Below are 25,396 nucleotides of genomic sequence, written 5' to 3' on the forward strand. Positions count from 1 at the left end.
TCGGCCCTTAGCGCTTCATTGCGGCGAAATCCTCCGCCGCCTGCTTCTGCGCCGCTTCGTCCTGCTCGAAGGCTTCGCGTCCGGACTGCGCCGCGCGGAGCTTCACCTGCTCGACCTCTCCGGCAAGATCGACACCGCGCAGCAGCACCAGCCGGTCCTTGAGCTTGTTCTCGATCAGCGCCGGCATGCTGGAGAGCTGCTGCTCGAAATCATCGATCTGGCGGCGGGCGGCGACATATTCCGGCAGTTCCGCCGGCTGGTCGATCTCGGCGAGGTTGAGCGACTGCGCGAAATAGGCTGGCGGCAGGTCGGTGCGGACCCGGAGATTGGCCTCGCGATATTGCATCATCGCGGCGTCCTTGGCGGCCCGGAGTTGCCCGAGACGCGAGAGGTAGAGATCGCGTGCCTTCTCGGCCGCAGCCTTCACGCCTTGCAGCTTGCCGAGCTCGTCGCGGCAATCCTCGCGGAAGCCGTCGACCTGGGTGCGGATCGCCCCCAGCTCCGGCAGGAGCTCGGCATCGAGCCGGCGCCGCTCCTCTTCGACCGCGTTCCAGCGCTGGCGCCAGCGCTTGTAGGCGGTGGCGTGGCCCGGATAGGTGCCGAAGGCGGTATAACCCTTGGTCGCCGAGACGAAGGCGACGAGGCAGCCGATGATGACCAGCGCGACCGACTTGATGTCGTAGATCGCGAAGGGGTTCTCCATCATCCGCGGCATGACCTGGAAGGAGCGCGCATCCGGGTTGGCGATCAGCATCTCGCGATAGTGCCCGACGGCGAGGTTGAAGAGCACGATCAGCCCGATCATCCCGGCATAGGCCGGCAGCGCCCAGAACAGGTGCGAGCTTTTGACATGCTGGCAATAGCGCGCCGGTCCCACGCCCATGAAGAAGCCGAGCGCGATATTGAGCGCCGAGATGATGACGGCGGTCGCCGCGCCGCCGACCAGGCCGAAATCGCTGGCCTCGGCGAAGAAATTGCCGTTGAGCAGGCTCTCGATCACCAGCGGCACGACCAGGAAGAACAGGATGAACTGCCATTTGTCGAGCTTGGGATCGGCCCGGCGCTTGTTCTCGTAATTGAAGAAGGCGTATTCGCGCTTGGCCCGGAGCGCATCGTAGACGCGCTGCTCCAACTCTCCGCCATGCTTGTTCAGCATCGCGCGCATCGTCGCCTCGGCGCCGCGCACGCGCCCCTCGAAGCGCTGCTGCGTGAACAATTCGCGGCGGCTCGTGACCTCGGCCTGGATGGCGTTGAGGCTTGTCGCCGCCTCCTGCCGCAGCGTGGCGAAATGCTCGCGTGCCCGGGCGATCAGCGTCTGTTCCGTCTGCGAGAGCATCGTCGCATGGGCGGGCGGCTGATTTTCGACAGCATCGCTCGCGCCGTGATGCCCGGCCTTGACCGCCTCGGCCAGATGATGGGCCGTCGGAGCAGGCGTCATGCGCACGACCCGCGAGGCTGCACCGTCGTCATTCGCCATGGGCGGCTCGCATCAGGACATGGCGGGCCTCGACGATGTCGACCCAGAAATCGCGGAAGCCGGGATAGGCCGGGCGCAGATAGGCGCGCCTGAACCAGAGCGTCAGCGCGACGAGCCCGCAGAGGCCGAGGATTGGCAGGACTGCACCGGCAGGTGCGGCAGCTCCTTCCGCCGCAAGCCGCCACGCAAGCGCTGCCAGCCCGAGTGCGCTCGCGATCGCCAGCAGGGCCAAAACGCAATGGCGGCCGGTGTCGTAGGCGAGCTGCAGGGCGGCGGTCATGATGGTGATGGCGAAGGCCGCGCAGAGTTCAAGTACGGCAAGCCCCGCGACGGCCGCTGCGATGCCGGCCATGATTCCGGTCGGAGAGGCCGGCGAGAGCACGATGAAGACGCCACGCGCCGAAGACCAGGCCAGGAACAGACAGAACAGCAGCGTCGCGAAGAGCAGCATGGCGATGAGGGGCAGGGGACGCCGCAGATTCGCAGCCATGATGGCAAGCCGCGCCGCATGGGTCTGCCTCACGGCGCCATCGATCGCGCTCGCGGCCGCCTTGATCCGGCCGGCCATCGCCTTGAACTGTGACCGCATGCAACTCCACCCGTCGGCGGGACGGTGACCGCATTCGGCCAAAGGGTCAAGCGAGCGCCGTTCTGGCCCGAGGAGATCTGGCCGTTTCCCTGAGCCCTCGTCCTGAGGAGCCGCGAAGCGGCGTCTCGAAGGATGGTCCAGGAGGCTCCCGAGCAAGCTGAAACATCCTTCGAGACGCCATTTCTGTCGAAATGGCTCCTCAGGATGAGGGCTCGGAGATACCGAGGACGTTCCGATCGCCTTCAGCCGCCGGTGACGCTCATGTGCCGGCCGACGGCGGGGCCGGAATGGCGGCGATCGATGATGAAATCGTGCCCCTTCGGCTTGCGGGCGATGGCCTCGTCCATGGCGCGGAAGAGCAGCGTGTCGTCCTGCGAGGCCCTGACCGGCGCGCGCAGATCGGCGGCATCCTCCTGACCGAGGCACATATAGAGCGTGCCGGTGCAGGTCAGGCGCACGCGGTTGCAGCTCTCGCAGAAATTATGGGTCAGCGGCGTGATGAAGCCGACGAGCCCGCCGGTCTCCTTGACGCGGACATAGCGCGCCGGCCCGCCGGTGCGATAGGGGTCGTCGACGAGCGTGTATTTGTCCATCAGCCGGCCGCGCACCACCGAGAGCGGCAGGTACTGGTCGACGCGGCCGACCTCGATCTCGCCCATCGGCATGACCTCGATCAGGGTCAGGTCCATGCCGAGCCCGTGCGACCAGAGCATCAGATGCTCGATCTCGTCGTCGTTGACGCCCTTGAGCGCCACCGCGTTGATCTTCACCCGCATGCCGGCCTTGCGCGCCGCCTCGACGCCGGCGAGCACGACGTTCAGGTCGCCTCGACGGGTGATCTCGCGGAACTTGTCGGGGTCGAGCGTGTCGATCGAGACGTTGATCCGGCGCACGCCATAGCCGGCCATCTCGTCGGCATAGCGATGCAGCAGCGAGCCGTTGGTCGTCAGCGTCAATTCGTCCAGCGCGCCGGAGGTGAGGTGGCGCGAGAGCGAGCGGAACAGGCTCATGATGTCGCGGCGCACCAGCGGTTCGCCGCCGGTCAGGCGCAGTTTACGGGTGCCGCGCGCGACGAAGGCGCTGGCGATCCGGTCGAGTTCCTCGAGCGTCAGCAGTTCCTTGCGCGGCAGGAACTTCATGTCCTCGGACATGCAATAGACGCAGCGGAAATCGCAGCGATCCGTCACCGAGATCCGCAGATAGGAAATCTTGCGGCCGAACGGGTCGACCAAGGGCGCCCGCGTCAGCGGCTTCATGTCGTCGAGCAGCACGTCTGCATCAACTCCGAGAGCCCTGTCCGCCCCACACGGGATGCAGACAGGTTTTCACATTGCTATAGGAAGACATTGGCACCGATACGGCCAAGGTCAAGCGCGCAAAATGGCGCATGGCTGCGCCCGCTGTGAGGGACGTACACGAGCATGTCATCCTGGCCGACCGAGATCCGCCTGTCCAAGGATCGCCGCATTCTGCATGTCACCTTTGACGACGGGGTGAGCTTCGCGTTGTCGGCCGAGCTTTTGCGTGTCGAAAGCCCCTCCGCCGAGGTCCAGGGCCACCATCCCAGCCAGAAGACGATCGTGCCCGGCAAGGCCGCGGTCGAGATCCTCCGGATCGAGCCGGTGGGGCATTACGCCGTCAGGCTCGGCTTCGACGATATGCACGAAACCGGCATCTACGCCTGGGACTATCTGCGCGAGCTCGGCGAGCAGGGCGAGGAGAAGATGCGCGCCTATGTCGCGGCGCTGGCCGAGAAGGGCCTGTCGCGCGAACGGAAGCGTTAGAGTTCGTCGATCCCTGCCGGAAAGCACATCGTCATCCCGGACAAGCTGCGCAGCAGCGTCGATCCGGGATCCATCGTAGAGCTGCGGAGCCCTCCGATGGATCCCGGGGCAAGCCCGGGATGACGGCGCGGTTCACAGCAAATTCGGCACACCGTATCTCAACGAAAAAAGGCCGGCGTCACCGCCGGCCTCTTCATCGAAATCTGTCGGAGGCTCAGCGCGCCACGACGACGCGGGTGCCGACCTTGGCGCGCTCGTAGAGATCGATCACGTCCTCGTTCAGCATGCGGATGCAGCCCGAGGAGACCGCCTGGCCGATCGTCTCCGGCTCGTTCGAGCCGTGGATGCGGTAGAGGGTCGAGCCGAGATAGAGCGCGCGGGCGCCCATCGGGTTGTCCGGGCCGCCCGGCATGAAGCGCGGCAGGTCGGGGCGGCGCTTCAGCATCTGCGACGGCGGCGTCCAGGTCGGCCATTCCTGCTTGCGCGAGATGGTCTGGGTGCCCGCCCAGTCGAAGCCGGGACGGCCGACGCCGACGCCGTAGCGCATCGCCTTGCCGTCGGGCATGACGAAATAGAGGCGGCGCTCGTTCGAGTCGATCACGATCGTGCCGGGGCTGTACTTCGTCGAATAGTTGACGACCTCGCGCGGGATGGCGGTGGCCTGCGCCTTGGCCGGGTCCACATATTGGACCAGCGGCTGACGGGTCAGAGGATCGATTTCGGCTCGGGCGGCGGAGCCCAGAGCGAGCAGGCCAAGGCCAGCGAGCAAGGCCAGACGGGTGGAGCGGATCATCGGAGGAACCTCGGGCGGGTCGGGACGGCTGGGTCGCGAAAATGACGCAGAAAAGTCAACGTCTCCTCAACGTCCTGTCAGCTTCCCCAGGGTCGTGCAATCGCGCCGCAATCACATCGACGGGAGCGGTCGAGCTTTGCCATGCTGCGTTGCGCGCATGCAACATCGCGGGATCGGCGTCAGCTCCGCAGCACGACGCAGGCGCCGCGATCGGACTGGATCCGCCGGCAGAGCGCGGCCGCCTCGGCTCGTGTCGCAGCCGGCAGGCGCACCCGGTAGAAGGCGCGCGTGCCGCGGCTGCGCAGGCGCGTCCCGATCACCATCGGCGGCAGGTCTCCGATGATCGCGCGATGGCGGGCGCCGGCGCGCTGGAAGGAGGCCAGAGCGCGCGCCTTCGAGAAATTGCCGGCGAGCTGCACGCCCCAGGGCGCGAAGGGGGCTTCCGCGATCGTAGGGAGGGCAGGGCGGGCCTGCCGGACCGCGACGAGCGTGGGGGCGCAACTCGCCTGCGCATCGCGGTCGCGGGTCGCAGGCGGCATCGCCGGCGAGCGCCCGTCGCCATTGGCGCGGTCGATCGCCTCTTCAGCCCAGTCGTCGGCGGTCCGGCCGGTGATGGCGAAGACATAGGTCTCGGTCTCGCTCGGCAGGACGCGCGCCTGCCCAGCCTTGCGCGCCGCAAGCCAGCCCGCGACGCGGTTAGGCCCGCCGTTATAGCCGGCAGCGGCGAGGCCCCAATTGCCGAAACGGTCATGCAGCTCCGCCAGGAAATGCGCGGCCTTGGGCACGGCCTGCTCGGGGTCGAACGGGTCGATAAGCCCGCGCTCGCGTGCCGTGCCGGGCATGAACTGGGCGAGGCCCTGTGCACCGGCGGGGCTGGTGACGCCGGGTCGAAAACTCGATTCCTGGAAGATCAGCCGGGTGAGGAAAGCGGGGGGAACGCCCTGCGCCTTGGCTGCGTCATCGATCAGGCGACACAGAGCATCCTGGATGCCCGATGAGGCCGGTAACGGCTCCTCGGCCGCCTGTGTCGCGGAAGCCAGCAACGCGAAGGCGAGCAGCAGAGCTACCAGCCCTCGCAGCTGGCGGGGGAGAGTGTGGACAGGGCCGGGCATCATCGGTCTTCTCTGCCATGTCCGGTGGCTTGCGACCATGCGATGCGCCTTTCGCGTTGTGACGAGGCGCCGGCCTGTGCGATGAGGGCGCCGCGCGGAAGCCGGTTCATGGAGCGGCCGCGTCTTGATTGTCGGAGCGGAAGGCCGGAATGGCGAGAGCCTGGATCAAGTGGTCGCGATGGTTCGTTGGCGCGGCGGCTGCCGGCGCCGGCCTGCTCTTCGCCTTCGTCGCGATCCTCGACCCCTTCGGCATGCGCGTCCATGCCGGGCAGGCGCCGCGGCCGATCATGGATATCAACCAGCGTTTCATGTATCCGCAGCTCGTCCGTTCCGGGCGCTTCGATGCGGCGGTGATCGGCACCTCGACGATGCGGCTGCTCGACCCGCAGGTCTTGTCGCGGGGGCTCGATGCCCGCTTCGTCAATCTCGCGATGAATGCTGCGACCCCCTGGGAACAGATGCAGATGGCGTGGCTCTTCCGGGAGCATGTCGGAGCGCCGAAGCGCGTGATCTGGGGCATCGACACGACCTGGTGCGAGGCTGATGCGACTGACGAGGGCAAGCGCCTGACGCCGCGCCCGGTGCCGGCCTGGCTCTCCCGCGAGGTCGGCTGGAGCGACTGGCCGAAGCTGCTCAACCTGACCAACCTGGAGATTGCCGGCCGGCTCATGGCCCAGCGGCTCGGCTGGTCGCGCGAGCGCATCCGCGGCGACGGCTACGAGGTCTTCACACCGCCGGAGGCGACTTATGACCTCGCCCGGGCCCGCAGCCATATCTATGCAAGCCACGGCGGCACGGTTTCCGATCTCTCACCGCTGTCGCCGCCGGCCGCCGTCACGCCGACGGAGAGCGCCGCCTGGCGCTTCCCGGCCCTGTCATGGCTGGAGGAGAGCATTGCCGCTTTCCCGAAGACGACGCAGGTGATGCTGGTGCTGCCGCCGGCCCATTTGGCCGCCTACCCACGGGAGGGCTCGGCGGCGTGGCAGCGCTATGCCGGCTGCAAGGTGGAGATCGCGGCATTGGCGCACCGCCATGGCGCGACGGTCGTCGATTACGCCCATGCCTCGCCGATCACGTCGCAGGACGCTAATTACTGGGACCCGCTGCATTTCCGGCTGGCGATCGCAGCCCGCTTCGGCGCGGAACTCGCCAGGATCGGCAAGGGCGATGCGCCGCAGGATGATGGCGCGGCGCTCGTGCTGCGCTGACGCTTACCCTGTATGGCCAGGGCAAGCGCTTGGGGCACATCGATTGCAGCCCCTCGAACCTCGCCCGATGAGCCTGTCGCTCTCTTAATTCACTGGTAATCCGCCGGCGCGGCAACGTCGTCTAAAGCCCGTGCATTCGCCTCGGAATGGGCCGGCAGGACATGGCACTCGGCGCGATGCGGGCTGGCACCCGCGGGAAGGGGGCGCATCGTTGGGAGGCGGTGCGCTCCCTTCCCATCCAGGCCTGCATGTAGGGAAGAAGGGAGTATCTATCCCAGTCGGCCTCCGGCGTTGGGAAGACGCAATTCGTGGAGGCCGGGGAGAACAGACGTCCCCCAGATATCCCCCAGCAGGTGGCACATGTTCGCGCGCTGTTCTGCGCGCTGGTGCATCAGGGGGTGTCGGGAAGTCCGTAAAATATGGTGGGCGATACAGGGATCGAACCTGTGACCCCTCCCGTGTGAAGGGAGTGCTCTACCGCTGAGCTAATCGCCCGGACCCGGCCTCTCCTAGTCGGCGCGCCTCATGCCGTCAAGGATGTGCGCGGAGGAGATTTGAACATGCGGTCGACCGCGCCGGCCAGCTCGTCGAAATGCTGGATGACGAGATCGGGCTCCAGCGTCTCGATCGGCACGTCGGTATAGCCGAAGGGCACGCAGATCGACGGGATGCCGGCGGCGCGCGCCGTCGCGATGTCCGTGCGGGAATCGCCGATCATCACGGCCCGCGCCGGATCGGCCTTCGCCGCGGCGATCGTCAGCGTGAGATGGCGCGGATCCGGCTTGAAATAGGGGAAGCTGTCGCGCCCGGCTACGGCGGCGAAGCGGCCGGCGATGCCGAAATGGTCGAGGATCAGCCGCGTGTGCAGGATCGGCTTGTTGGTGCAGACCGCCAGCGCGTAGCCTTGGTTCGCCAGCGCATCGAGCGCGCCGAGCACGCCGTCATAGAGATGGCTGCTCCCCGCCGTGTCCTGCGCATAGATCTCCATGAACTCCTGGAAGAGCCGCTCCAGCGTTTCCGGGTCGAGCGGCTGGCCCGAGACCTTGAAGCCGCGCTCGATCAGGACGCGCACGCCCGCGCCGACGAGTTCGCGGGCCCGCTCCAGCGGGAGCGCCGCCAGTCCCTCACGGACCAGGATCAGGTTGAGGACCCGCATGATGTCCGGCGCTGTCTCGGCGAGCGTTCCGTCGAGATCGAAGACGACGATGGGGGGCAGACTCATGGTCGAAACCTTCGGGGTGATTCGGGGCAGGCGAGATTCGGTTAGAGGTCTTCGTGGCAGGGCTGGCAAGTCCCGCGGGGCGTCTCCGCAAATTTGCCGCGCGGAATGGTATCGTAGCGCCGATTCGTCGCGCGGCCGGCGGCAGGGAAGATTGTCATGTGGAAAACGATGGAAAAGCGGGCTGGAATCATGGGGGGCCTGCTGGGGGCGGGGTGCGCGCTCATGGGCGCGATGCCGGCCTGGGCCGGGCCGTTCGAGTTCGCGCCCGCGCCGCAAAACGATCTCAACCGGGTCTATCGCATCGACAAGGCGACGGGCGAGGTCGGCGCCTGCCAGTTCCAGCTCAAGGAGGGCGGCGTCGGCCTGACGGTCTGCTTTCCTTCGGGCGAAGGGGCGGGTCCCCAGGCGCCCAGCGATTACGGCCTGATGCCGTCGCGCCATGAGAAGGAGGGCGGCATCTTCCGCGTCAATATCCGCACCGGCGAGATGAGCATCTGCTACGTCTTCGACGACAAGACGGTGTGCACGCCCCAGACGAAATGACGTCCCGCGCCTTCCGCGCGCTGGACTCGTCCGCCCTGCCGGGGCAGGAGAGCGCCGTCGTCCGGCACGGACGGCGGGCGTTTTCCTCAACCTGAGCCGGACGAACCTCATGAATGCCGATGACCTGAAGAAGCAGGCTGCCGCTCGCGCGCTCGAGCTGGTACGGCCGGGCATGCGGCTCGGCCTCGGTACCGGTTCGACCGCCAAGCATTTCGTCGACCTGCTCGGCGTGAAGGTCGCTGCCGGTTTCGAGGTCCTCTGCGTCTCGACCTCCGAGGCGACGCAGGCCCAGGCCGTTTCACTGGGCATCCCGATGTCGACGCTCGACGAGACGCCGGAACTGGATCTGACCGTCGACGGCGCCGACGAGGTCGATCCGCAATTGCGCCTGATCAAGGGCGGCGGTGCGGCGCTGCTGCGCGAGAAGATCGTCGCGGCGGCGTCCGCCCGCATGATCGTGATCGCCGATGACGGCAAGCTGGTGGAGACGCTCGGCCGTTTCCCGCTGCCGATCGAGGTCGTGCCCTTCGGGGTCGAGGCGACGCGTCGGGCCGTGGCCGAGGCCATCGCCGCCTCGGGCGCCGCCGGCAAGCTCGTGCTGCGCCAGCGGCCGGACGGCACGACGCTCGTCACCGATGGCGGCCATTACATCCTTGATGCGCATCTCGGCGCGATCGAGCACCCGGAGCTGCTGGCGCAGGCGCTGAACATTGTGCCCGGCGTCGTCGAGCACGGCCTGTTCATCGGCCTGGCCTCCGGCGCCATCCTGGCGGGCGCCGACGGCCTCAAGCTGCTCGGCAGGATCGAATGATTCCATTCCGTCGCGATCCACGCTAAGGAACGCGCCATAAATGACCGGACCATCGTTGCTGGCAGTGCAATCGCGCGCTCCGGCGGTGGTTCGCTGATGAAGGGGTTTCAACGCATGATCCGTCGTTCTCTCGTTCGGGCCGCTGTCGGCTTGGCGCTCCTCTGTGCGGCTCCGGCCTTCGCCCAGGCGCCGGCACTGGTACCGAGCCATGTCCAGGTCGCGCGCGAGGTTCTCGAACTGAGCGGCGTCACGCAGGGCTTCACCAACATCTACAACGAGTTCGAGCGTAACGTGCAGAACATGCTCGCGACCCGGCCGGAGATGAAGAAGGACGCCGATGCCGTCATCGCGGCCCTGAAGCCGGAAGCCGACAAGCGCGCCAGCGAGATGTCCCAGGTCGCAGCCGAGGTCTTCGCCCGCAAGATGACCGAGGCGGATCTCAAGGACGTCGCCGCCTTCTTCAAGTCGCCGGTCGGCCAGCGCTACAGCACGCTGCGGCGCGAGGCGATGGAGGACATCCTGAACACCCTGGCGCCCTGGACCATCCAGACCAGCCAGTACCTGTTCGATCGTTTCTCGCAGGAGATGAGCAAGCGCGGCCACACCCTGTGAGCCGGGGCGCTCGCGCTTCACGATAACGAAAGAGGCCGGCGAGCATTCGCCGGCCTTTTTGTTGCGGCATCCTCCGCTGGTATCGGACTGAAGCGCGCTCTTTCGCCGTGATGGTTGAATCGCGAAGCTCGGAGCCAACGACATGACCCGCGATCTTGTCCTCGTCACCGGAGGCTCGGGCTTCCTGGCCGGACACTGCATCCTCAGGCTGCTCGAGGAGGGCTACGAGGTCCGCACCACGCTCCGGACGTCCACGCGGGAGGCGTCGCTCAGGGAAGCGCTGCGCTCAGCCGGCATGGAGGCTGGCGGTCGGTTGCAGGTCGCTGTCGCTGACCTGATGCGCGACGAGGGTTGGGGTGAGGCCGCCTCGGGCTGCGCTTATGTCCTGCACATCGCGTCGCCGCTCGCTGCGACTGCCCCGAAGGATGAGGACGAACTGATCCGCCCGGCACGGGAAGGGACGTTGCGCGTCCTGCGTGCCGCCCACCGGGCCGGGGTGAAGCGCGTCGTCCTGACCTCTTCCTTCGCCGCGATCGGCTATGGCCGGGCGGTGAAGCGCCCCTATGACGAGCGCGACTGGACCAATCCGGCGGCCTCCGGGCTTGCTGCCTATCCGAAGTCCAAGACGTTGGCGGAGCTCGCCGCCTGGGATTTCATCGATGGCGAGGGGCAGGGTCTGGAACTCGCGGTCGTCAACCCCGTCGGCATTTTCGGGCCATTGCTCGGGCCGGAACTCTCGGCTTCGATCCTGCTGGTCAAGACCATGCTGGACGGCCGGCTCTGGGCGGTGCCGCGCCTGATGTTCGGCGTCGTCGATGTCCGCGATGTCGCCGACCTGCATCTGCGTGCCATGACCGATGCCGCCGCCGCCGGTGAGCGCTTCCTGGCCACGGCGGGCGATTTCATGACGATGCAGGCGATCGCACAGGCGCTGAAGGATGGCCTTGGCGAGGATGCGGCGCGGGTTTCGACCCGCGTGCTGCCGGATTGGCTGGTGCGCCTTGCAGCCCGCTTCAGCGCGGCGGCGCGTCAGGCCGCGACGCCTGAGCTCGGCCGTAGCAAGAATGCGACGAGCGCGAAGGCGCAGGCCATGCTGGGCTGGCAGCCGCGCCCGGCGAAGGAGGCTCTCGTCGCCACGGGCGAGAGCCTGTTCCGCTTGGGGCTGCTGCGACGCTGACCGTCATTGCGAGCGCAGCGAAGCAATCCAGGGGGACATAGAGCTCTGCCGCCCCTGGATTGCTTCGTCGCTCCGCTCCTCGCAATGGCGGGGAGGGTGGTTCTCAGTCCTCGGCAGCCTTGAACTTGTTCAGCCCCTGCATCAGGAACGGCGCGATCAGGGCGAGGAAGGCGATGCCGAGCAGCGTTGCGGAGATCGGGTTCTCCAGCAGGATCATCGGATCGCCCAGGCTGATCTGCAGCGCGCGGCGCAATTGCTGCTCCGCCATCGGCCCGAGGATCAGCCCGACCACCATGGGTGCAACGGGATAGTCGTAGCGGCGCATCAGATAGCCGAGGAAGCCGAACAGGAAGAGCATGGTGAGTTCGGCCGGCGAGCCGTTGACGGCGAGCGTGCCCATCGTCGCGAAGACGAGGATGCCGGCATAGAGCCACGGCTGCGGGATCGCGAGCAGCCGGACCCAGAGCCCGATCAGCGGCAGGTTCAGGATCACCAGCATGACGTTGGCGATGAACAGCGAGGCGATCAGGCCCCAGACCAGGTCCGGCTTCTCGGCGAAGAGCAGCGGGCCGGGGTTGAGCCCGTATTGCTGGAAGCCGGCGAGCATGATCGCCGCCGTCGCCGAGGTCGGCAGGCCGAGCGTCAGCAGCGGCACGAGCGTGCCGGCGGCCGAGGCGTTGTTGGCGGCTTCCGGCCCCGCGACGCCCTCGATCGCGCCCTTGCCGAACTCGTCCGGATATTTGCAGAGCCTGCGCTCGGTCGAATAGCTCAGGAAGGTCGGCACCTCGGCGCCGCCCGCGGGCAGGGCGCCGATCGGGAAACCGAAGGCCGTGCCGCGCAGCCAGGGCGCCCAGGAACGCTTCCAGTCCTGCTTGGTCATCCAGAGCGAGCCCTTGATCGGAATGATCTCCTCGGGGTCACGGAAGCGCTTGGAGGCGACGTAGAAGGCCTCGCCGACAGCGAACAGGCCGACGGCAAGCGTCGTGACCTCGACGCCGTTGAGCAGCTCCGGGACGCCGAAGGTCAGGCGCGCCTGTCCGGTCAGCTTGTCGATGCCGACCAGCCCGAGCGCGATGCCGAGGAACAGGCTGGTCAGGCCGCGCAGGGGCGAGTCGCCGAAGGTCGCGGAGACCGTGACGAAGGCGACGATCATCAGCGCGAAATAGTCCCAGGGGCCGAATTTGACCGCGAGCTCGACCAGCAGGGGCGCGAGGAAGGCAAGCCCGATCGTTGCGATCAGGCCGGCGACGAAGGAGCCGATCGCCGAGGTGGCGAGCGCCGGGCCGCCGCGGCCGGCCTTGGCCATCTTGGAGCCTTCGAGCGCGGTGGCGAGCGAGGCGCTTTCGCCCGGCGCATTGAGCAGGATCGCGGTGGTCGAGCCGCCATACATGCCGCCATAGTAGATGCCGGCGAACATGATGAGCGATCCCGCCGGGTCGAGCTTGAACGTCACCGGCAGCAGCAGCGCGACGGTCAGCGCCGGGCCGATGCCGGGCAACACGCCGACGGCCGTGCCCAGGAACACGCCGATCAGGCAGAACAGGAGCTTCGAGGGTTCGAAGGCGACGCCGAAGCCGTGGAGCAGGGAGAGCAGGGTGTCCATGATCGGGCTCTCCTCAGAGGAACAGGCGCTCGAGCGGGCCCGACGGCAGGATCAGCGTCAGGACCTTGGCGAAGACGAGGAAGATGACGAGGCCGAGCACGAAGCCGATCGCGGCGTCGATCGCCAGGCCCTGCCGGCCCATGCCGCGCGCGGTGCAGGCGAAGACCACGGTGATGGCGAGGATGAAGCCGCCGCCGAGAGCGATGCAGGCGATCAGGAAAATCTGCCCGCCGACGATCCAGAGCAGGGCCTTGTTATCGGCGTGTTCCGGCTGAGGCAGCCCCTCGCGGAAGGCGACGACGAAATGCGCCAGGCCGAGGATCACCAGTCCCGTGGCCACCACGTAGGGCATGGCGGTCGGGCCGACGCCGTAGGTCGAGGTGATGGTCTGCTGCGAGGCGTCATAGCCGACGAGGGCGGCGACGATCAGCAGCAGGACCCCTACGAGCAGGGCCGGCTTGTTGGCACCTTGCGTGCGCGTGTCGTTGGTCATGGGCGTTCCCGCAGTGCTGGCCGGCGTCTTCTGGGCGCTTCTGGCGGTTGGAAAAGGGGCCGGTTTCCCGGCCCCTGCAGATTGTAGCGTCTCGGTTGGCTTACTTCACCAGGCCGACTTCGGTCATGACCTTGGAGACGCGCTCGATCTCGGCCTTCAGGAAGGTCTCGAAGGCTGCTCCGGCGAGGAAGGCATCATCCCAGCCGCGGGCCTTGAGGATTTCCTGCCATTCCTTCGACTTGGCCATCTTTTCGACCGTGTCGATCAGAGCCTTGGTCTGGTCGGCGGAGAGGCCGGGAGGAGCGACGACCGAACGCCAGTTCAGGAGCTCGAGATCGATGCCTTGCTCCTTCAGCGTGGGCGCATCCGGCGCATTCTCGAGGCGCTTGGACGAGGACACGGCGAGCACGCGCAGCTTGCCGGCCTTGATCTGGCCTTCGAACTCGCCATAGCCGGACACGCCGGCCGTGACGCGGCCGCCGAGCATGGCCGCGAGGGCCTCGCCGCCGCCCGAGAACGGGATGTAGTTGATCTTCTTGGCATCGGCGCCGACCGCCTGGGCGAAGAGCGCGGCGAGGATATGGTCGGTGCCGCCGGCCGAACCGCCGGCCCAGGTCACCTTGGCCGGATCGGCCTTGAGGCGCTCGGCGAGGTCCTTGGCGGTCTTGAGCGGCGACTCCGTCGGGACGACGATGACCTCTGCCTCGGCGGTCAGGCGCGCGATCGGCGTGATCTGGGTCAGGTTGACCGGCGACTTGTTGAGCAGGATGGCGCCGACCATGACGAAGCCGTTGACCATGAGCTGGTGGCCGTCGCCCTTGGCGCCGATCAGCTGCGCGAGGCCGATCGTGCCGCCGGCGCCGGTCACATTGTTGACCTGAACGCTCTTGACGATGCCGGCTGTGGTCAACGCCTGCTGCATCGAACGGGCCGTGCCGTCCCAGCCGCCGCCGGGCGCCGCAGGAGCCATGATCTTGAGCTCGTTGACCTGGGCGAAGGCGGCCGTGGAAAGGGCAGCAAGCGCCACCGCCGTCAGGGCCGTGCGCTTCAGGATGGATGTCAGCATGAATTCCTCCGCTTGCGGGCTTGGTCCGCGGTTTTCTTGAGACGGCTCCGCCTGTGGCACCTTGCCGCGCCGGTCGTCAATTGCGCCTGATTGCATAATCTTAAGTCAAGAATTTTCGACGACAGGCCGCTTTCTCCGCATCTTTTACACCTTTGGTCCTACGACTTGACTGAATGTTCGCGCGGGGGCCTGGCGGCGACCGGCGCGATCGCGCCGGCGCAGAGCCTCAAGACCGGTCCCGGCGCCCCGTGCGGGCCGATTTCGACGGCGTTCCGGCCGGGCTTCGGCATGCCGCCCATGCCGGCACGTCATCTCATGGTGCTTGAAGTTTCGCCGCCGTGCCGCCAATTGCTCGCGGTCGATCATCTGCGCGGCGGCCGGCGATCATCCGGCTGTCCTGCGGTTTGATGTCCGCCGATACGGACGACTGAAGGCGGTTAGGGGGTATCATGGCTGAGTTCGACGTCGATCTCTTCGTCATCGGGGCGGGTTCCGGTGGCACGCGCGCCGCGCGCATCGCCGCCGGCCATGGCGCCCGCGTCATGATCGCGGAGGAGGACCGCATCGGCGGCACCTGCGTGATCCGCGGCTGCGTGCCCAAGAAGCTCTTCGTCTATGCCAGCCGCTTCGCCGATGATTTCGAGGATGCCGCCGGTTTCGGCTGGACCCTGCCGCAGGCCCCGGTCTTTGACTGGCCGACGCTGCGCGATGCCGTGGCGAACGAGGTGACCCGCCTGTCCGGCCTCTATCGCAAGGGGTTGGAAGGAGCCAAAGTCCAGATTCGCGAGGAGCGCGCCGTCGTCGAGGGGCCGCATCAGGTTCGTCTGACGAAGAGCGGGGAGGTGATCCGCGCCCGGCATATCCTGGTCGCGACCGGCGGTTGGCCCTCCTTCGATCCGCCGATCGCGGGCGGCGAGCTCGGCATCTCCTCCAACGAGGTCTTCAACCTGCCGGCGCTGCCGAAGCGCCTGCTGGTCGTTGGCGGCGGCTATATCGCGCTCGAATTCGCCAGCCTCTTCGCCCGGCTCGGCGTCGCAGTCACCGTCCTGCACCGGGGTGACAACATCCTGCGCGGTTTCGACGAGGACATCCGCACCCGGCTGCGCGACGCGCTTGCTCATGCCGGCATCACCTTGCGGCTCGGCTGCACCATCGAGCGGATCGAGGAACTGCCGGACGGCTCCCGCCGCGCCCATTGCACGCATGGCGCGCCGATCGATGCCGATGTCGTGCTCGTCGCCACCGGCCGCCGACCCAACACGAAGGGGCTCGGCCTGGAGCAGGCTGGCGTCGTGATGGGGCCGCTTGGCGAGATCAAGGTCAACGCCGCCTCGGCGAGCAGCGTGCCCTCGATCCATGCCGTGGGCGACGTCACCAACCGGGTCAACCTGACACCGGTCGCGATCCGCGAGGGCCATGCCTTCGCCGACAGTACCTTCGGCAGCCGTGACTGGACGGTCGAACACGGGACCATCGCCTCGGCCGTCTTCACGACGCCGGAGGTCGGCACCGTCGGCCTGACGGAAGCGCAGGCGCTTGCCGCAGGGCACAAGGTCACCGTCTTCGAATCCGGCTTCCGCCCGATGAAGGCGACGATCTCCGGCCGGCAGGAGCGCATCTACATGAAGCTCGTGGTCGATGCGCAATCGGACAAGGTGCTCGGCGTCCATATCCTCGGGCACGATGCCGGCGAAATCATTCAGGCGGTCGGGATCGCGGTGACGATGGGCGCGACCAAGGCCGATTTCGACCGTACCGTCGCGCTGCATCCGAGCGCGGCGGAGGAGCTGGTGACGATGCGCACGCCGCGGGCAAGCTGAAGGCTGTCAATTATCTCTCGGAACCACGCCGTCATCCCGGGCTTGCCCCGGGATCCATCGAAAGGCGCTGCGCTCTACGATGGATCCCGGATCTCCGCTTCGCTCCGTCCGGGATGACGCGCGTTTCTGAGACGGCGTAGCCAATGGAGTCTCTGCGGCTACGGTTGAATCGCCTCGTGAAGCGCTTGAATCGGGATGGCAGGTCGTTGCCGCGATAGGGCCGCGGTCGTCGCCATCCCCTTACGGGAAGTGGCTTTTCGATAGGGTTTGATGCGTTGAGGGAAGGGGCCCGGCGGCGACCTCCCTCTGACAGTGGCCATTCCGCCACCATCGGTGTATAGCCGCCCCTTCGCGCTACCCAGAGGTTAACGATGCGCGATCTCACAGTCAGGAGCACGTAGTCCCATGTCCGAGCGGTGGACGCCAGAGAGCTGGAGGGCCAAGCCCGCCCAGCAGATTCCGGATTATCCGGACCAGGCAGCCTTGAAGGCGGTCGAGCAGCAGCTCGCCGGCTTTCCGCCGCTCGTTTTTGCAGGCGAGGCGCGCAAGCTCAAACGGGCGTTGAGCAAGGTCGCCGCCGGTGAGGCCTTCCTGTTGCAGGGAGGCGATTGCGCCGAGAGCTTCGCCGAGCATTCGGCCGACAACATCCGCGACTTCTTCCGTCTGTTCCTGCAGATGGCGGTGGTGTTGACCTTCGCCGGCGGTTCGCCGGTGGTGAAGGTCGGCCGCATCGCCGGCCAGTTCGCCAAGCCGCGCTCGGCTCCGACCGAGACGATCGGCGGCGTCGAATTGCCGAGCTACAAGGGCGACATCGTCAACGACAACGAGTTCACGGCCGAGGCGCGCATCCCCGATCCGCGCCGTCAGCTCGAGGGCTATCGCCAGTCGGCGGCGACGCTGAACCTGATCCGCGCCTTCGCGACCGGCGGCTATGCCAATCTCGACAACGCGCATCGCTGGATGCTCGGCTTCGTCAAGGATAGCCCGCAGTCGCATCGCTACCAGGAGGTGGCCGAGCGCATCACCGAGGCGCTGGAGTTCATGCGCGCCATCGGCATCGACCCGGAGACCCATCCGGAGATGCGCTCGACCGACTTCTACACCAGCCACGAGGCGCTGCTGCTCGGCTACGAGCAGGCGATGACGCGGACGGATTCGACGACCGGCGAGTGGTATGACACCTCCGGCCACATGCTCTGGATCGGTGATCGCACGCGCCAGATCGACCATGCCCATGTCGAGTTCTTCCGCGGCATCCGCAACCCGATCGGCCTGAAATGCGGTCCCTCGACCACGGTCGACGGCCTGCTCAAGCTGATCGACGTGCTCGATCCACAGAACCAGCCCGGGCGGCTGACGCTGATCGCGCGCTTCGGCGCCGACAAGGTCTTCGACCATCTGCCGGCCCTGGTGCGGGCGACGAAGCGGGAAGGCCGCAACGTCGTCTGGTCCTGCGACCCGATGCACGGCAACACGGTCAAGGCGGCGAGCGGCTACAAGACCCGGCCCTTCGACCTGATTCTGGGCGAGGTGAAGAACTTCTTCGCCGTCCATCAGGCCGAAGGCACGCATGCCGGCGGCCTGCATCTGGAGATGACCGGCAAGAACGTCACCGAATGCACGGGCGGTGCCCGCGGCATGACCGATGCGGACCTCAACGACCGCTATCACACGTTCTGCGATCCGCGCCTCAACGCGGAGCAGGCGCTGGAGCTCGCCTTCATCGTCGCCGAGCTGGTCAAGCGCCAGCGCGCCGGCCGGGCGCGGCCCGAGGTCGAGGCGGCCGAGTAGGGCGCCTCACCGGGACCACGAATAGGAAAGGCCGGGGCTTTCGCCCCGGCCTTTTTGTTTCAAGCCGCTGGTGTCTGCGTCAGAATTTGACGCCGAGAGCGGCGCGCGCGGTGTTGACCGTCGTCGTCGTGCCCTCGACATCGGCGAAGCGGATCAGCTGGTATTCGCCGCGCAGGAACATGTTGTCCGTCAGCGCCCAGTCGACGCCGCCGCCCACCGTCAGGCCGAAGCCGTAGACATTCTTCTTGGTGGCGCCGACAACGAGGGGATAGCCATTGGCCTGTCCCTGAGAGATTACGCCCGTCACCGGATTGGTCTGAGTCAGGTAATTCGTGGCGGTGACCGTCGACATCGTATTGAAGCGGCCGACCGCGCCGCCGATCGTTGCGAAGGGCATGAAGTTGCCAAAGGCCCACCCCATGCGCAGGCGCGCCGTCGCGTAGTCGTCGAGCTTCGCGCCTTGGTTCGTCGTCAGCGTGAAATCGTTGACCGTGCCGTCAGGCGTCACGGCGCGTCGGGCGATATAGTCGTCGATCTGATAGCTGTGCCCCGAGCGTGTATAGTCAGCCTCGAAGCCGAGGACCGCGTCGCCGAAGGCCCAGTTGTAGCCCGCAAAGCCGAAATAGGTGACCCCGCTATCGCTCTTCGAGGGCAGATTGTTCACCAGGTTGCCCATATCGATCTGCTGGCCCAGGGTCGTATTGCGGAAGGCGAAGCGGGCGAGATCTTGCAAGCCGGTGCCGGGCTTGAACTGGGTATCGGACACGCCGGCGCCGCCGCCGAAATAGAACCCTTCCCAGCTGAACCGGGTTGGGACCGGCGGCGCGTCCTCGATCTGCGAGCCGCGCAGGACGGGATAGTCGGCCGCAAGGGTTGGCGCGACAACAAGGCTGGTGGCGAGGGCGGTGGACCCAAGCATGAGCGCGATGGAACGGATGCGCATCCTGATCTCCCCGAGCAGCGGTCCGGTTCCACCCGTTTCACCCCGCTCTGGGTTCAATTCATGCCTCGGTAACCCTAATGCAGGGTTAACGATGCGGAATTCCACTGAAACGCCGGATTGTCGCCCGTCGGGAAACGCGCCATAAGCCGGCCATGACCTCGCCACTGGTTCGCTTCGCGCCGTCGCCCACCGGCTATCTTCATATCGGCAACGCCCGGCCGGCGCTGTTCAACTGGCTGTTTGCCCGCAGGCATCGCGGCCGCTTCCTGCTGCGCTACGACGACACCGACACCGCCCGCTCGAAGGTGGAATATGCCGATGCCATCGCCGAGGATCTCGGCTGGCTCGGCATCCTGCCTGATCAGGTGATCAAGCAGTCCGAGCGGCTCGCCATCTATGATGCCGCCGCCGACCGGCTGCGCGGGGCAGGGCGCCTTTACGCCTGCTACGAGACGGCCGACGAACTGGATCGCCGCCGCAAGCGTCAGCTCGCCCGCGGCCTGCCGCCGATCTACGACCGCGCCGCGCTGAAGCTCACCGACGAGCAGAAGGCGGCCTTCGCGGCCGAAGGACGTAAACCCCATTGGCGCTTCCTGCTGGAGCCGCGCGAGGTCGCCTGGGACGATCTGGTGCGCGGCGCCTCCCATGTCGATTGCGCCTCGCTCTCGGATCCGGTGCTGGTCCGCGAGGACGGCAGCTACCTTTACACGCTGCCCTCCGTCGTCGACGATATCGAGACCGGCGTGACCCATGTCATCCGCGGCGAGGACCACGTCACCAATACCGCCGTCCAGGCCCAGATCTTCGAGGCGCTCGGCGCGAGCCTGCCCGTCTTCGGCCATCACAACCTGCTGACCACGGCGAGCGGCGAGGGGCTCTCCAAGCGTCTCGGCCATCTCTCGCTGCGCGGCCTGCGCGAGACCGGCGTCGAGGCTCTGGCCGTGGCGGCGCTGGCGACGCTGGTCGGAACCTCCGATGCGGTGCGCCCGGTCGCGAGCCTCGACGAGCTCGCAGGACTGGTCGAACTCGCTCATGTCTCGCGCGCGCCGGCCAAGTTCGACGAACACGAGCTTGAGACACTGAGCGCGCGCACGCTGCACCAGTTGCCGCTGGCGGCGGTAGAGGATCGTCTGAAAGCGCTCGGTGTCGCGGCTGACGAGGCGTTCTGGCAGGCGGTGCGCGGCAATCTCGCCAAGCTGGGCGAGGCGGCCCAGTGGTGGCGGGTGGTGCAGGGGCCGACTGAGCCTGTGATCGCCGATCCGGGCTTTGTCGCCACGGCGGCCGGCTTGCTGCCGGCGGAGCCTTTCGACGCCACGACCTGGAAGAGCTGGACGCAGGCCGTCTCCGCCGCGACGGGCGTGAAGGGCAAGGCGCTGTTCATGCCGTTGCGCCAGGCCCTGACCGGGCTCGACCACGGCCCGGAGCTGGCAGCCCTGCTGCCGTTGATCGGCCGGGAGAAGGCGCTGAAGCGATTGGCGGGCGAGAGCGCCTGAACCTGTCCCCTCTCCCCTTGCGGGAGAGGGCTAGGGTGAGGGGTCTCGCGGCGTCGATCGTGAGCCGAACACCCAACTGTCAGGTTCGATGCGACCCCTCATCCGTCAGCGCTTCGCGCTGCCACCTTCTCCCGCAAGGGGAGAAGGGAAGTGTAGGCTTGCGCATGTTGGGACCGGCAGTGCTTACTCGTGCCGCTCCATCGCCGAGGCGTGCTTGGTGTCGCGCATGGTCGAATAGACCAGGAACGACAGGAAGATGATGCCGGCGAGGTAGTAGTAGAACCACTGCTCATGGCCCTGCTGCTTGAAGAACAGGGCGATGGCCGGCGCCGTGCCGCCGAAGATCGAGACGGTGAGCGCATAGGGCACGGCGACGCCGGTGGCGCGGATCGCGGTTGGGAACAGCTCCGCCTTCACCACGGCATTGATCGAGGTGTGGCCGGCGACGAAGATCCAGGCGCCCGAAATCAGCAGGAAGGCCATCCAGGGCGACTTGGTGCCGGCGAGCGTCGTCAGCAGCGGCACCGTGAACAGCGTGCCGCAGACGCCGAAGAAGATCAGCATCGGCTTGCGGCCGATCTTGTCCGAGATCAGCCCGTAGATCGGCTGCAGCACAGCAGCGAAGATCAGCGAGCCGGCGATGACATAGGTCGTGGTGATGTCGGAGAAACCGGCCGTCTGGCGCACGAAGGTCTGCATATAGGCGGTGAAGGTGTAGAAGGCGGCCGTGCCGCCGGCCGTCAGGCCGACCACGATCGCGACCTCGCGCGGATATTTCAACAGGCCGCGCAGCGAGCTCTCGCGCTTGATGCCGCTCTTCTTGATGGCCTCGAACGCCTCGGTCTCATGCATATGGCGGCGCATGAACATGGCGGTGATCGCCAGGAGCGCGCCGATGACGAAGGGGATGCGCCAGCCCCAGGCGACGAGCTGCTCATGCGTCAGGAAGACGTTCTGGAGCAGCAGCAGCACCAGGATCGCGGTGAGCTGCCCGCCGATCAGCGTGACGTACTGGAAGCTCGAATAGAAGCCGCGATGCTCGGGGTCGGCGATCTCGGAGAGATAGGCTGCCGAAGCGCCGTATTCGCCGCCGAGGCTCAGGCCCTCGATGATGCGCGCCAGCGCCAGCAAGGCCGGCGCTGCGAAGCCGATCGTGGCATAGGTCGGCGTCAAGGCGATGATCAGCGAGCCGAAGCACATCATCAGGACGGAAACGGTCAGGGACAGGCGCCGCCCATAGCGGTCGGCGATATGGCCGAACAGTCAGCCGCCGAGCGGGCGCACGATGAAGCCGGCCGCGAACAGCGTCGCCGCATTGAGCTGCTGCACCACGGGGTCGTTCGACGGAAAGAAATGCGGCGCGAAATAGAGCGCGAAGGCGGTGTAGGCGTAGAAATCGTACCATTCGACGAGATTGCCGACGGAGCCGATGAAGATCGCCTTGAGGCGGCGCTTGGCATCGTCGAATTCGATCGGATGGGCGGGAGGCGTCGCAGTCGTCCCGGACATGGCGGCCTTCTGAGCTGGGGAGCGTCAGAAGCGGGCGCGCGGCGCAAATGAGCCGTCGGACGGGTCTGGCGGCCTCCCGGAGGCGGCTTGGAAGGCACCTTTATGCGGCGGTCCCGGCTATGCGTCCAGCGGTTATCCTGCTGTTGTCGGGCAGTCTTCCATGCGCTGTCGGCATGGAATCTTCCGCGTTCAGGGTCTGACGAGTTGGGGGCTCAGGTTCGGCGCGAGATTGGGAGCGACGATCCGTACGGTACGGCGCTCGCCGGTGGCGCTGCGCGACTCGCTCTTCAGCCCGTCCTTCTTGTCGAGCACCTTCTCGCCGACGATGTCGGGGCCGACGCCGGCCGACTCGGTGCCCGCCGTCGGCGAATCCTCCGACGGCATCGGCTTCTCGTCAGGCACGGCCGGAGCGGGCGTCGCTGCTGCCGGCTGGGGCCCTGCGCCCTTGCGCTTGGGGTCGATCTTCGGCCGCGACAGTTCCGCCGCGCGCTGCTCGCTGAGGATGACGTCGCCCTTGCGCTTGTCGAGCAGGTATTCGGCGTCCTTGAGGGCGGCCGACCAGCTCTGCCCCTGGCCGCGGCAGGTACAGGCGGCATCGAAGCTGCGGGTGTATTTTCCGGCATTGGCCAGGGAGGAATAGGGCTGCCCGGTCGAGCGGGCGGCGGCGTTCTGGATGTCGCCGCCGGCGCTCATGCCATAGGCGCGGGTCTCGGTCCCAGGGCAGAGCGCCTGGCACATCTCGTCGCCATTGCCGGCATTGTTGGCGAGCGGGAAGAAGAAGCCGTCGCAGGTCCGGACGCAGACGGTCTGCGGACCACCCAGGCGCGGCTTCGCCGGTTCGGTCGGCTGCTCGGGGTCGAGCTCGGGCAGGGTCGAATCGATGTCGCCGGGAGCGGGATCGCGCCCGAAGATCGTATCGAAGAAGCCGCGTGGCTGCGCCCGGCAATTATTGTTGATCGCGGCTGCGAGCTGGGCCCGGCGCTGCGCGAGGCCGCCGCCTTCCGCCTGGCGCTGCAGCGCGCCGTACTGGTTCTGGAGCTGGCCCAGCTGCTGGCGGATGAAGTTGCACTGCGGCGGCGGCGACTCGAAGAAGCTGAAGCCGCGATCGCAGCCCATCGAACGGTACTGGCTGCTCAACTGGGCGAGCTGGGCGCCGACGCGCTGGGCGGCCTGTGCCGCGCGCGGATCGCTGCCGCTCTGGCTCTGCAGGCTCTCGAGCTCGGCCCGCCAGGCGTTGCAGGAGGCCGACTGCGCCACGGCGGTGCCGCCGAGGGCGGCCAGCATCACGAGGGCCATGCCGAAGCGTCGGGAAAGTCGCAGCATCATCGCAGGTTGGGTCACGTCATCCATAGTCGAGCCGGCGGCCGGCTCTGTCCGGGAAGTTCGGCCAAGAGGGCCGGCCAGAGAACACCCGCCAAACACGACGGAACTATGGAGCGGAGCCTCGCCTGATAGGCCGCGGGGACGCTCCATCGCGAGGGCCTCGCATGCCATATTCGCGAGGGCGCAGCAATCCGGGGACTCATGCACCGCCCCGGTGGTGGAAAACTCCCTTTCCTGCCAAGCCTGATAGCTGCCGGTTGAAGCACACCGTCATTCCGGGTCAAGCCCGGAATGACGGCGTGTTTCTGCGTAAAATCATCGATCTCCGAGAGGCGTGCCGGTTCGACTGCGTTGCAGTCGGGTCGGCGCGTGCTCTAGAAGACCTGCGGCAGCGGCCCGTCCGCGCCGGCCTTCCGTGCAGCGCCAATGAGGCAAGCCCCGCCCATGTCCGACTATCTGCCTCTTCACGAAGCCGTCATCCCGGAGCTGCCGAACTATTATCGCGGCAAGGTCCGCGAGAATTACGACCTGCCCGACGGCCGCAGGATCCTGATCTCGACCGACCGGCTCTCCGCCTTCGACCGGGCGATCGCCTCGATTCCGCTGAAGGGGCAGGTGCTGACACAGACGGCGCGTTACTGGTTCGAACAAACAGCCGATATCTGCCCCAACCATGTCCTGGAATATCCCGATCCGAACGTCGTCGTCGGCCGGCGGCTGGAGATCCTGCCCGTCGAGATGGTGGTGCGCGGCTATCTCGCGGGCACGACCGGCACCTCGATCCTGACGATGTACAAGCAGGGCCGGCGCGAGATGTACGGCTTAACCTTGCCGGACGGCCTGCACGATAACGAGGCGCTGCCGCAGGCGATCATCACCCCGACCAGCAAGGCCTTCGACGGCGGCCATGACGAGCCGCTCTCGGCCGAGCAGATCGTCGGGGAAGGGCTGCTGACCCAGGCGCAATGGGACCAGGTATCGGCCTATGCGCTGGCGCTCTTCGCTCGTGGGCAGAAGCTCGCCCGCGAGCGTGGCCTCATCCTGGCCGACACCAAGTACGAATTCGGTACCGATGCCGAGGGGCGCATCGTGTTGGCCGACGAGATCCATACGCCGGATTCGAGCCGCTACTGGTTCGCCGAGAGCTACCCGGAGCGCTTCGCTTCGGGCGGCAAGCCCGAATCCTTCGACAAGGATTTCGTGCGCAATTGGGTCGTGGCCCGCTGCGATCCCTATACGCAGGACCTGCCGCCGATTCCGCAGGAGCTGATCGACCAGACCTCTTCGGTCTATGTCCGGGCCTATGAGGCGATTACGGGGACGGCCTTTGCCTACCCGCCGAAGGGCGAGGACCCGGCAGAGCGCATCCGGCGCAATCTCGCCCGGTATTTCTGAGGACGTGACCGTCATTCTCGGGCGGAGCGCAACGCAGACCCGAGAATCTCAGACCGAAAGGGGCGAGGAGCCTCCGCGTCATGAGACGCTCGGGTCAAGCCCGAGCATGACGACCGCTGCCGAGAGGGCTCTAAGCCCCGTCTTCCTCGCGATAATTCCCCGCCAGATGCCGGCCGCGCTCGGTCAGTGTCGAGAGCACGCGTTCGAACACCTTGAGTTCGTCGGGCGCGATGCCATCGATCCAGCGCGCCTCGAAGCCGAGCGCCAGCGGCACGATCTGGTCGTAGATGCGCTTTCCCGCCGGGGTCAGCGCGACGAAGGATTCGCGCCGGTCATGCCGGTTCTCGGCGCGCGAGACGAGGCCGCGCTTCTCCAGCTCGCCGACCGCCCGCGAGACTTTGGTCTTGTGCATCTGGGCGAGGTCGCCGATGTCGCGCGAGGTCAGCTTGCCGAATTCGCCGAGCTGCGCCACCACCCGCCATTCCGGGATGCCGATGCCGAAATGCTCGCCATAGATGCGCCCGAGCGCCCGGCCGCCGAGCGTGCCGACGACATTGAGGCGGTAGGGCAGGAAGCGCTCCAGATGGAGCGCCTGTTCTTGCGGGTCGGTGGTTGGCTTTGTTGTCATGCTG

Annotated in this window: 22 protein-coding genes, 1 tRNA gene and 1 pseudogene; 10 read left to right on the forward strand and 14 right to left on the reverse strand. The window is 67.0% G+C overall.

Going from position 1 to position 25,396, the window contains the following annotated elements; genetic code table 11:
* Positions 1–7: 7 nt before the first annotated feature.
* The 3 genes from Q0Q02_RS07360 to moaA form a co-directional block, all read right to left on the reverse strand.
* Positions 8–1,477, reverse strand: coding sequence for a hypothetical protein (locus Q0Q02_RS07360; RefSeq protein ID WP_293808181.1), 1,470 nt, complete (start codon positions 1,475–1,477; stop codon positions 8–10).
* The gene (locus Q0Q02_RS07365) at positions 1,467–2,066 is read right to left on the reverse strand and encodes a hypothetical protein (protein WP_293808182.1); all 600 of its coding nucleotides are present in this window, start codon (positions 2,064–2,066) and stop codon (positions 1,467–1,469) included. Before Q0Q02_RS07365 ends, Q0Q02_RS07360 begins: the two co-directional genes overlap by 11 nt.
* 242 nt (positions 2,067–2,308) lie before the next feature.
* Entirely contained in the window at positions 2,309–3,322 is a 1,014-nt protein-coding gene (gene moaA, locus Q0Q02_RS07370; protein ID WP_293808285.1) for a GTP 3',8-cyclase MoaA, read from the reverse strand.
* A 165-nt stretch (positions 3,323–3,487) separates the two neighbouring features.
* Between moaA and Q0Q02_RS07375 the strand changes: the two genes are divergently transcribed.
* Entirely contained in the window at positions 3,488–3,850 is a 363-nt protein-coding gene (locus tag Q0Q02_RS07375) for a DUF971 domain-containing protein (protein WP_293808183.1), read from the forward strand.
* A 214-nt stretch (positions 3,851–4,064) separates the two neighbouring features.
* On the opposite strand, the gene Q0Q02_RS07380 is transcribed toward Q0Q02_RS07375, so the two are convergent.
* Entirely contained in the window at positions 4,065–4,643 is a 579-nt protein-coding gene (locus tag Q0Q02_RS07380) for a L,D-transpeptidase (RefSeq protein WP_293808184.1), read from the reverse strand.
* Between the two features lie 179 nt (positions 4,644–4,822).
* Positions 4,823–5,755, reverse strand: a complete 933-nt coding sequence (locus tag Q0Q02_RS07385) for a transglycosylase SLT domain-containing protein (RefSeq protein WP_293808185.1) — start codon at positions 5,753–5,755, stop codon at positions 4,823–4,825.
* A gap of 149 nt (positions 5,756–5,904) precedes the next feature.
* Here Q0Q02_RS07385 and Q0Q02_RS07390 point away from each other — a divergent pair, with 149 nt between their 5' ends.
* Positions 5,905–6,963, forward strand: a complete 1,059-nt coding sequence (locus Q0Q02_RS07390) for a hypothetical protein (protein ID WP_293808186.1) — start codon at positions 5,905–5,907, stop codon at positions 6,961–6,963.
* A 420-nt stretch (positions 6,964–7,383) separates the two neighbouring features.
* On the opposite strand, the gene Q0Q02_RS07395 is transcribed toward Q0Q02_RS07390, so the two are convergent.
* Together Q0Q02_RS07395 and gph are read right to left on the reverse strand one after the other, a co-directional pair.
* Positions 7,384–7,458: transfer RNA gene (locus Q0Q02_RS07395), tRNA-Val, on the reverse strand.
* A gap of 28 nt (positions 7,459–7,486) precedes the next feature.
* Positions 7,487–8,185, reverse strand: a complete 699-nt coding sequence (gene gph / locus Q0Q02_RS07400) for a phosphoglycolate phosphatase (protein ID WP_293808187.1) — start codon at positions 8,183–8,185, stop codon at positions 7,487–7,489.
* 222 nt (positions 8,186–8,407) lie between these two features.
* Here gph and Q0Q02_RS07405 point away from each other — a divergent pair, with 222 nt between their 5' ends.
* The 4 genes from Q0Q02_RS07405 to Q0Q02_RS07420 all read left to right on the forward strand — a co-directional run bounded on the left by Q0Q02_RS07405 (position 8,408) and on the right by Q0Q02_RS07420 (position 11,328).
* Positions 8,408–8,728: a hypothetical protein gene (locus Q0Q02_RS07405; RefSeq protein WP_293808188.1), complete on the forward strand. Its 321-nt coding sequence runs from the start codon at positions 8,408–8,410 to the stop codon at positions 8,726–8,728.
* A 109-nt stretch (positions 8,729–8,837) separates the two neighbouring features.
* On the forward strand, positions 8,838–9,539 hold the full coding sequence (gene rpiA / locus Q0Q02_RS07410) for a ribose-5-phosphate isomerase RpiA (protein WP_293808189.1): 702 nt from the start codon (positions 8,838–8,840) through the stop codon (positions 9,537–9,539).
* 114 nt (positions 9,540–9,653) lie between these two features.
* Positions 9,654–10,151: a DUF2059 domain-containing protein gene (locus Q0Q02_RS07415; protein WP_293808190.1), complete on the forward strand. Its 498-nt coding sequence runs from the start codon at positions 9,654–9,656 to the stop codon at positions 10,149–10,151.
* Between the two features lie 142 nt (positions 10,152–10,293).
* Positions 10,294–11,328, forward strand: coding sequence for an aldehyde reductase (locus tag Q0Q02_RS07420; protein ID WP_293808191.1), 1,035 nt, complete (start codon positions 10,294–10,296; stop codon positions 11,326–11,328).
* A 103-nt stretch (positions 11,329–11,431) separates the two neighbouring features.
* Here Q0Q02_RS07420 and Q0Q02_RS07425 read toward each other — a convergent pair whose 3' ends face one another.
* The 3 genes from Q0Q02_RS07425 to Q0Q02_RS07435 all read right to left on the reverse strand — a co-directional run bounded on the left by Q0Q02_RS07425 (position 11,432) and on the right by Q0Q02_RS07435 (position 14,490).
* Complete coding sequence (locus Q0Q02_RS07425; protein WP_293808192.1) at positions 11,432–12,931, reverse strand: tripartite tricarboxylate transporter permease; 1,500 nt, start codon at positions 12,929–12,931, stop codon at positions 11,432–11,434.
* 13 nt (positions 12,932–12,944) lie between these two features.
* The gene (locus Q0Q02_RS07430; protein WP_293808193.1) at positions 12,945–13,424 is read right to left on the reverse strand and encodes a tripartite tricarboxylate transporter TctB family protein; all 480 of its coding nucleotides are present in this window, start codon (positions 13,422–13,424) and stop codon (positions 12,945–12,947) included.
* A gap of 100 nt (positions 13,425–13,524) precedes the next feature.
* Complete coding sequence (locus tag Q0Q02_RS07435; RefSeq protein WP_293808194.1) at positions 13,525–14,490, reverse strand: tripartite tricarboxylate transporter substrate binding protein; 966 nt, start codon at positions 14,488–14,490, stop codon at positions 13,525–13,527.
* Positions 14,491–14,939: 449 nt separating this feature from the next.
* Here Q0Q02_RS07435 and gor point away from each other — a divergent pair, with 449 nt between their 5' ends.
* Both gor and Q0Q02_RS07445 read left to right on the forward strand, forming a co-directional pair.
* Complete coding sequence (gene gor / locus Q0Q02_RS07440) at positions 14,940–16,310, forward strand: glutathione-disulfide reductase (protein WP_293808196.1); 1,371 nt, start codon at positions 14,940–14,942, stop codon at positions 16,308–16,310.
* A gap of 405 nt (positions 16,311–16,715) precedes the next feature.
* Positions 16,716–18,101: a class II 3-deoxy-7-phosphoheptulonate synthase gene (locus Q0Q02_RS07445; RefSeq protein ID WP_293808197.1), complete on the forward strand. Its 1,386-nt coding sequence runs from the start codon at positions 16,716–16,718 to the stop codon at positions 18,099–18,101.
* 79 nt (positions 18,102–18,180) lie between these two features.
* On the opposite strand, the gene Q0Q02_RS07450 is transcribed toward Q0Q02_RS07445, so the two are convergent.
* Positions 18,181–19,044: an outer membrane beta-barrel protein gene (locus Q0Q02_RS07450; RefSeq protein WP_293808198.1), complete on the reverse strand. Its 864-nt coding sequence runs from the start codon at positions 19,042–19,044 to the stop codon at positions 18,181–18,183.
* A gap of 152 nt (positions 19,045–19,196) precedes the next feature.
* Here Q0Q02_RS07450 and gltX point away from each other — a divergent pair, with 152 nt between their 5' ends.
* The gene (gene gltX, locus Q0Q02_RS07455; protein WP_293808200.1) at positions 19,197–20,537 is read left to right on the forward strand and encodes a glutamate--tRNA ligase; all 1,341 of its coding nucleotides are present in this window, start codon (positions 19,197–19,199) and stop codon (positions 20,535–20,537) included.
* Positions 20,538–20,720: 183 nt separating this feature from the next.
* On the opposite strand, the pseudogene Q0Q02_RS07460 reads toward gltX, so the two are convergent.
* Together Q0Q02_RS07460 and Q0Q02_RS07465 are read right to left on the reverse strand one after the other, a co-directional pair.
* Positions 20,721–22,046 (reverse strand): annotated as a pseudogene (locus Q0Q02_RS07460) (MFS transporter).
* A gap of 189 nt (positions 22,047–22,235) precedes the next feature.
* Positions 22,236–23,387 carry a DUF2865 domain-containing protein gene (locus tag Q0Q02_RS07465; RefSeq protein ID WP_293808202.1) on the reverse strand — a complete coding sequence of 384 codons (1,152 nt, stop codon included), beginning with the start codon at positions 23,385–23,387 and terminating at the stop codon, positions 22,236–22,238.
* A 426-nt stretch (positions 23,388–23,813) separates the two neighbouring features.
* Here Q0Q02_RS07465 and Q0Q02_RS07470 point away from each other — a divergent pair, with 426 nt between their 5' ends.
* On the forward strand, positions 23,814–24,764 hold the full coding sequence (locus Q0Q02_RS07470) for a phosphoribosylaminoimidazolesuccinocarboxamide synthase (protein ID WP_293808203.1): 951 nt from the start codon (positions 23,814–23,816) through the stop codon (positions 24,762–24,764).
* Between the two features lie 130 nt (positions 24,765–24,894).
* On the opposite strand, the gene Q0Q02_RS07475 is transcribed toward Q0Q02_RS07470, so the two are convergent.
* Positions 24,895–25,392, reverse strand: a complete 498-nt coding sequence (locus Q0Q02_RS07475; RefSeq protein WP_293808205.1) for a MarR family winged helix-turn-helix transcriptional regulator — start codon at positions 25,390–25,392, stop codon at positions 24,895–24,897.
* Between the last annotated feature and the right edge of the window lie 4 nt (positions 25,393–25,396).

The organism is uncultured Allobosea sp., assembly GCF_945956895.1.
Taxonomy (GTDB): domain Bacteria; phylum Pseudomonadota; class Alphaproteobacteria; order Rhizobiales; family Beijerinckiaceae; genus Allobosea.

Excerpts from the sequence above, each read along its gene's own strand:
- Q0Q02_RS07360 (WP_293808181.1), bottom strand. The coding sequence starts at position 1,477 with ATGGCGAATGACGACGGTGCAGCCTCGCGGGTCGTGCGCATGACGCCT.
- Q0Q02_RS07365 (WP_293808182.1), bottom strand. The coding sequence starts at position 2,066 with ATGCGGTCACAGTTCAAGGCGATGGCCGGCCGGATCAAGGCGGCCGCG.
- moaA (WP_293808285.1), bottom strand. The coding sequence starts at position 3,322 with ATGAAGCCGCTGACGCGGGCGCCCTTGGTCGACCCGTTCGGCCGCAAG.
- Q0Q02_RS07375 (WP_293808183.1), top strand. The coding sequence starts at position 3,488 with ATGTCATCCTGGCCGACCGAGATCCGCCTGTCCAAGGATCGCCGCATT.
- Q0Q02_RS07380 (WP_293808184.1), bottom strand. The coding sequence starts at position 4,643 with ATGATCCGCTCCACCCGTCTGGCCTTGCTCGCTGGCCTTGGCCTGCTC.
- Q0Q02_RS07385 (WP_293808185.1), bottom strand. The coding sequence starts at position 5,755 with ATGCCCGGCCCTGTCCACACTCTCCCCCGCCAGCTGCGAGGGCTGGTA.
- Q0Q02_RS07390 (WP_293808186.1), top strand. The coding sequence starts at position 5,905 with ATGGCGAGAGCCTGGATCAAGTGGTCGCGATGGTTCGTTGGCGCGGCG.
- gph (WP_293808187.1), bottom strand. The coding sequence starts at position 8,185 with ATGAGTCTGCCCCCCATCGTCGTCTTCGATCTCGACGGAACGCTCGCC.
- Q0Q02_RS07405 (WP_293808188.1), top strand. The coding sequence starts at position 8,408 with ATGGGCGCGATGCCGGCCTGGGCCGGGCCGTTCGAGTTCGCGCCCGCG.
- rpiA (WP_293808189.1), top strand. The coding sequence starts at position 8,838 with ATGAATGCCGATGACCTGAAGAAGCAGGCTGCCGCTCGCGCGCTCGAG.
- Q0Q02_RS07415 (WP_293808190.1), top strand. The coding sequence starts at position 9,654 with ATGATCCGTCGTTCTCTCGTTCGGGCCGCTGTCGGCTTGGCGCTCCTC.
- Q0Q02_RS07420 (WP_293808191.1), top strand. The coding sequence starts at position 10,294 with ATGACCCGCGATCTTGTCCTCGTCACCGGAGGCTCGGGCTTCCTGGCC.
- Q0Q02_RS07425 (WP_293808192.1), bottom strand. The coding sequence starts at position 12,931 with ATGGACACCCTGCTCTCCCTGCTCCACGGCTTCGGCGTCGCCTTCGAA.
- Q0Q02_RS07430 (WP_293808193.1), bottom strand. The coding sequence starts at position 13,424 with ATGACCAACGACACGCGCACGCAAGGTGCCAACAAGCCGGCCCTGCTC.
- Q0Q02_RS07435 (WP_293808194.1), bottom strand. The coding sequence starts at position 14,490 with ATGCTGACATCCATCCTGAAGCGCACGGCCCTGACGGCGGTGGCGCTT.
- gor (WP_293808196.1), top strand. The coding sequence starts at position 14,940 with ATGGCTGAGTTCGACGTCGATCTCTTCGTCATCGGGGCGGGTTCCGGT.
- Q0Q02_RS07445 (WP_293808197.1), top strand. The coding sequence starts at position 16,716 with ATGTCCGAGCGGTGGACGCCAGAGAGCTGGAGGGCCAAGCCCGCCCAG.
- Q0Q02_RS07450 (WP_293808198.1), bottom strand. The coding sequence starts at position 19,044 with ATGCGCATCCGTTCCATCGCGCTCATGCTTGGGTCCACCGCCCTCGCC.
- gltX (WP_293808200.1), top strand. The coding sequence starts at position 19,197 with ATGACCTCGCCACTGGTTCGCTTCGCGCCGTCGCCCACCGGCTATCTT.
- Q0Q02_RS07470 (WP_293808203.1), top strand. The coding sequence starts at position 23,814 with ATGTCCGACTATCTGCCTCTTCACGAAGCCGTCATCCCGGAGCTGCCG.
- Q0Q02_RS07475 (WP_293808205.1), bottom strand. The coding sequence starts at position 25,392 with ATGACAACAAAGCCAACCACCGACCCGCAAGAACAGGCGCTCCATCTG.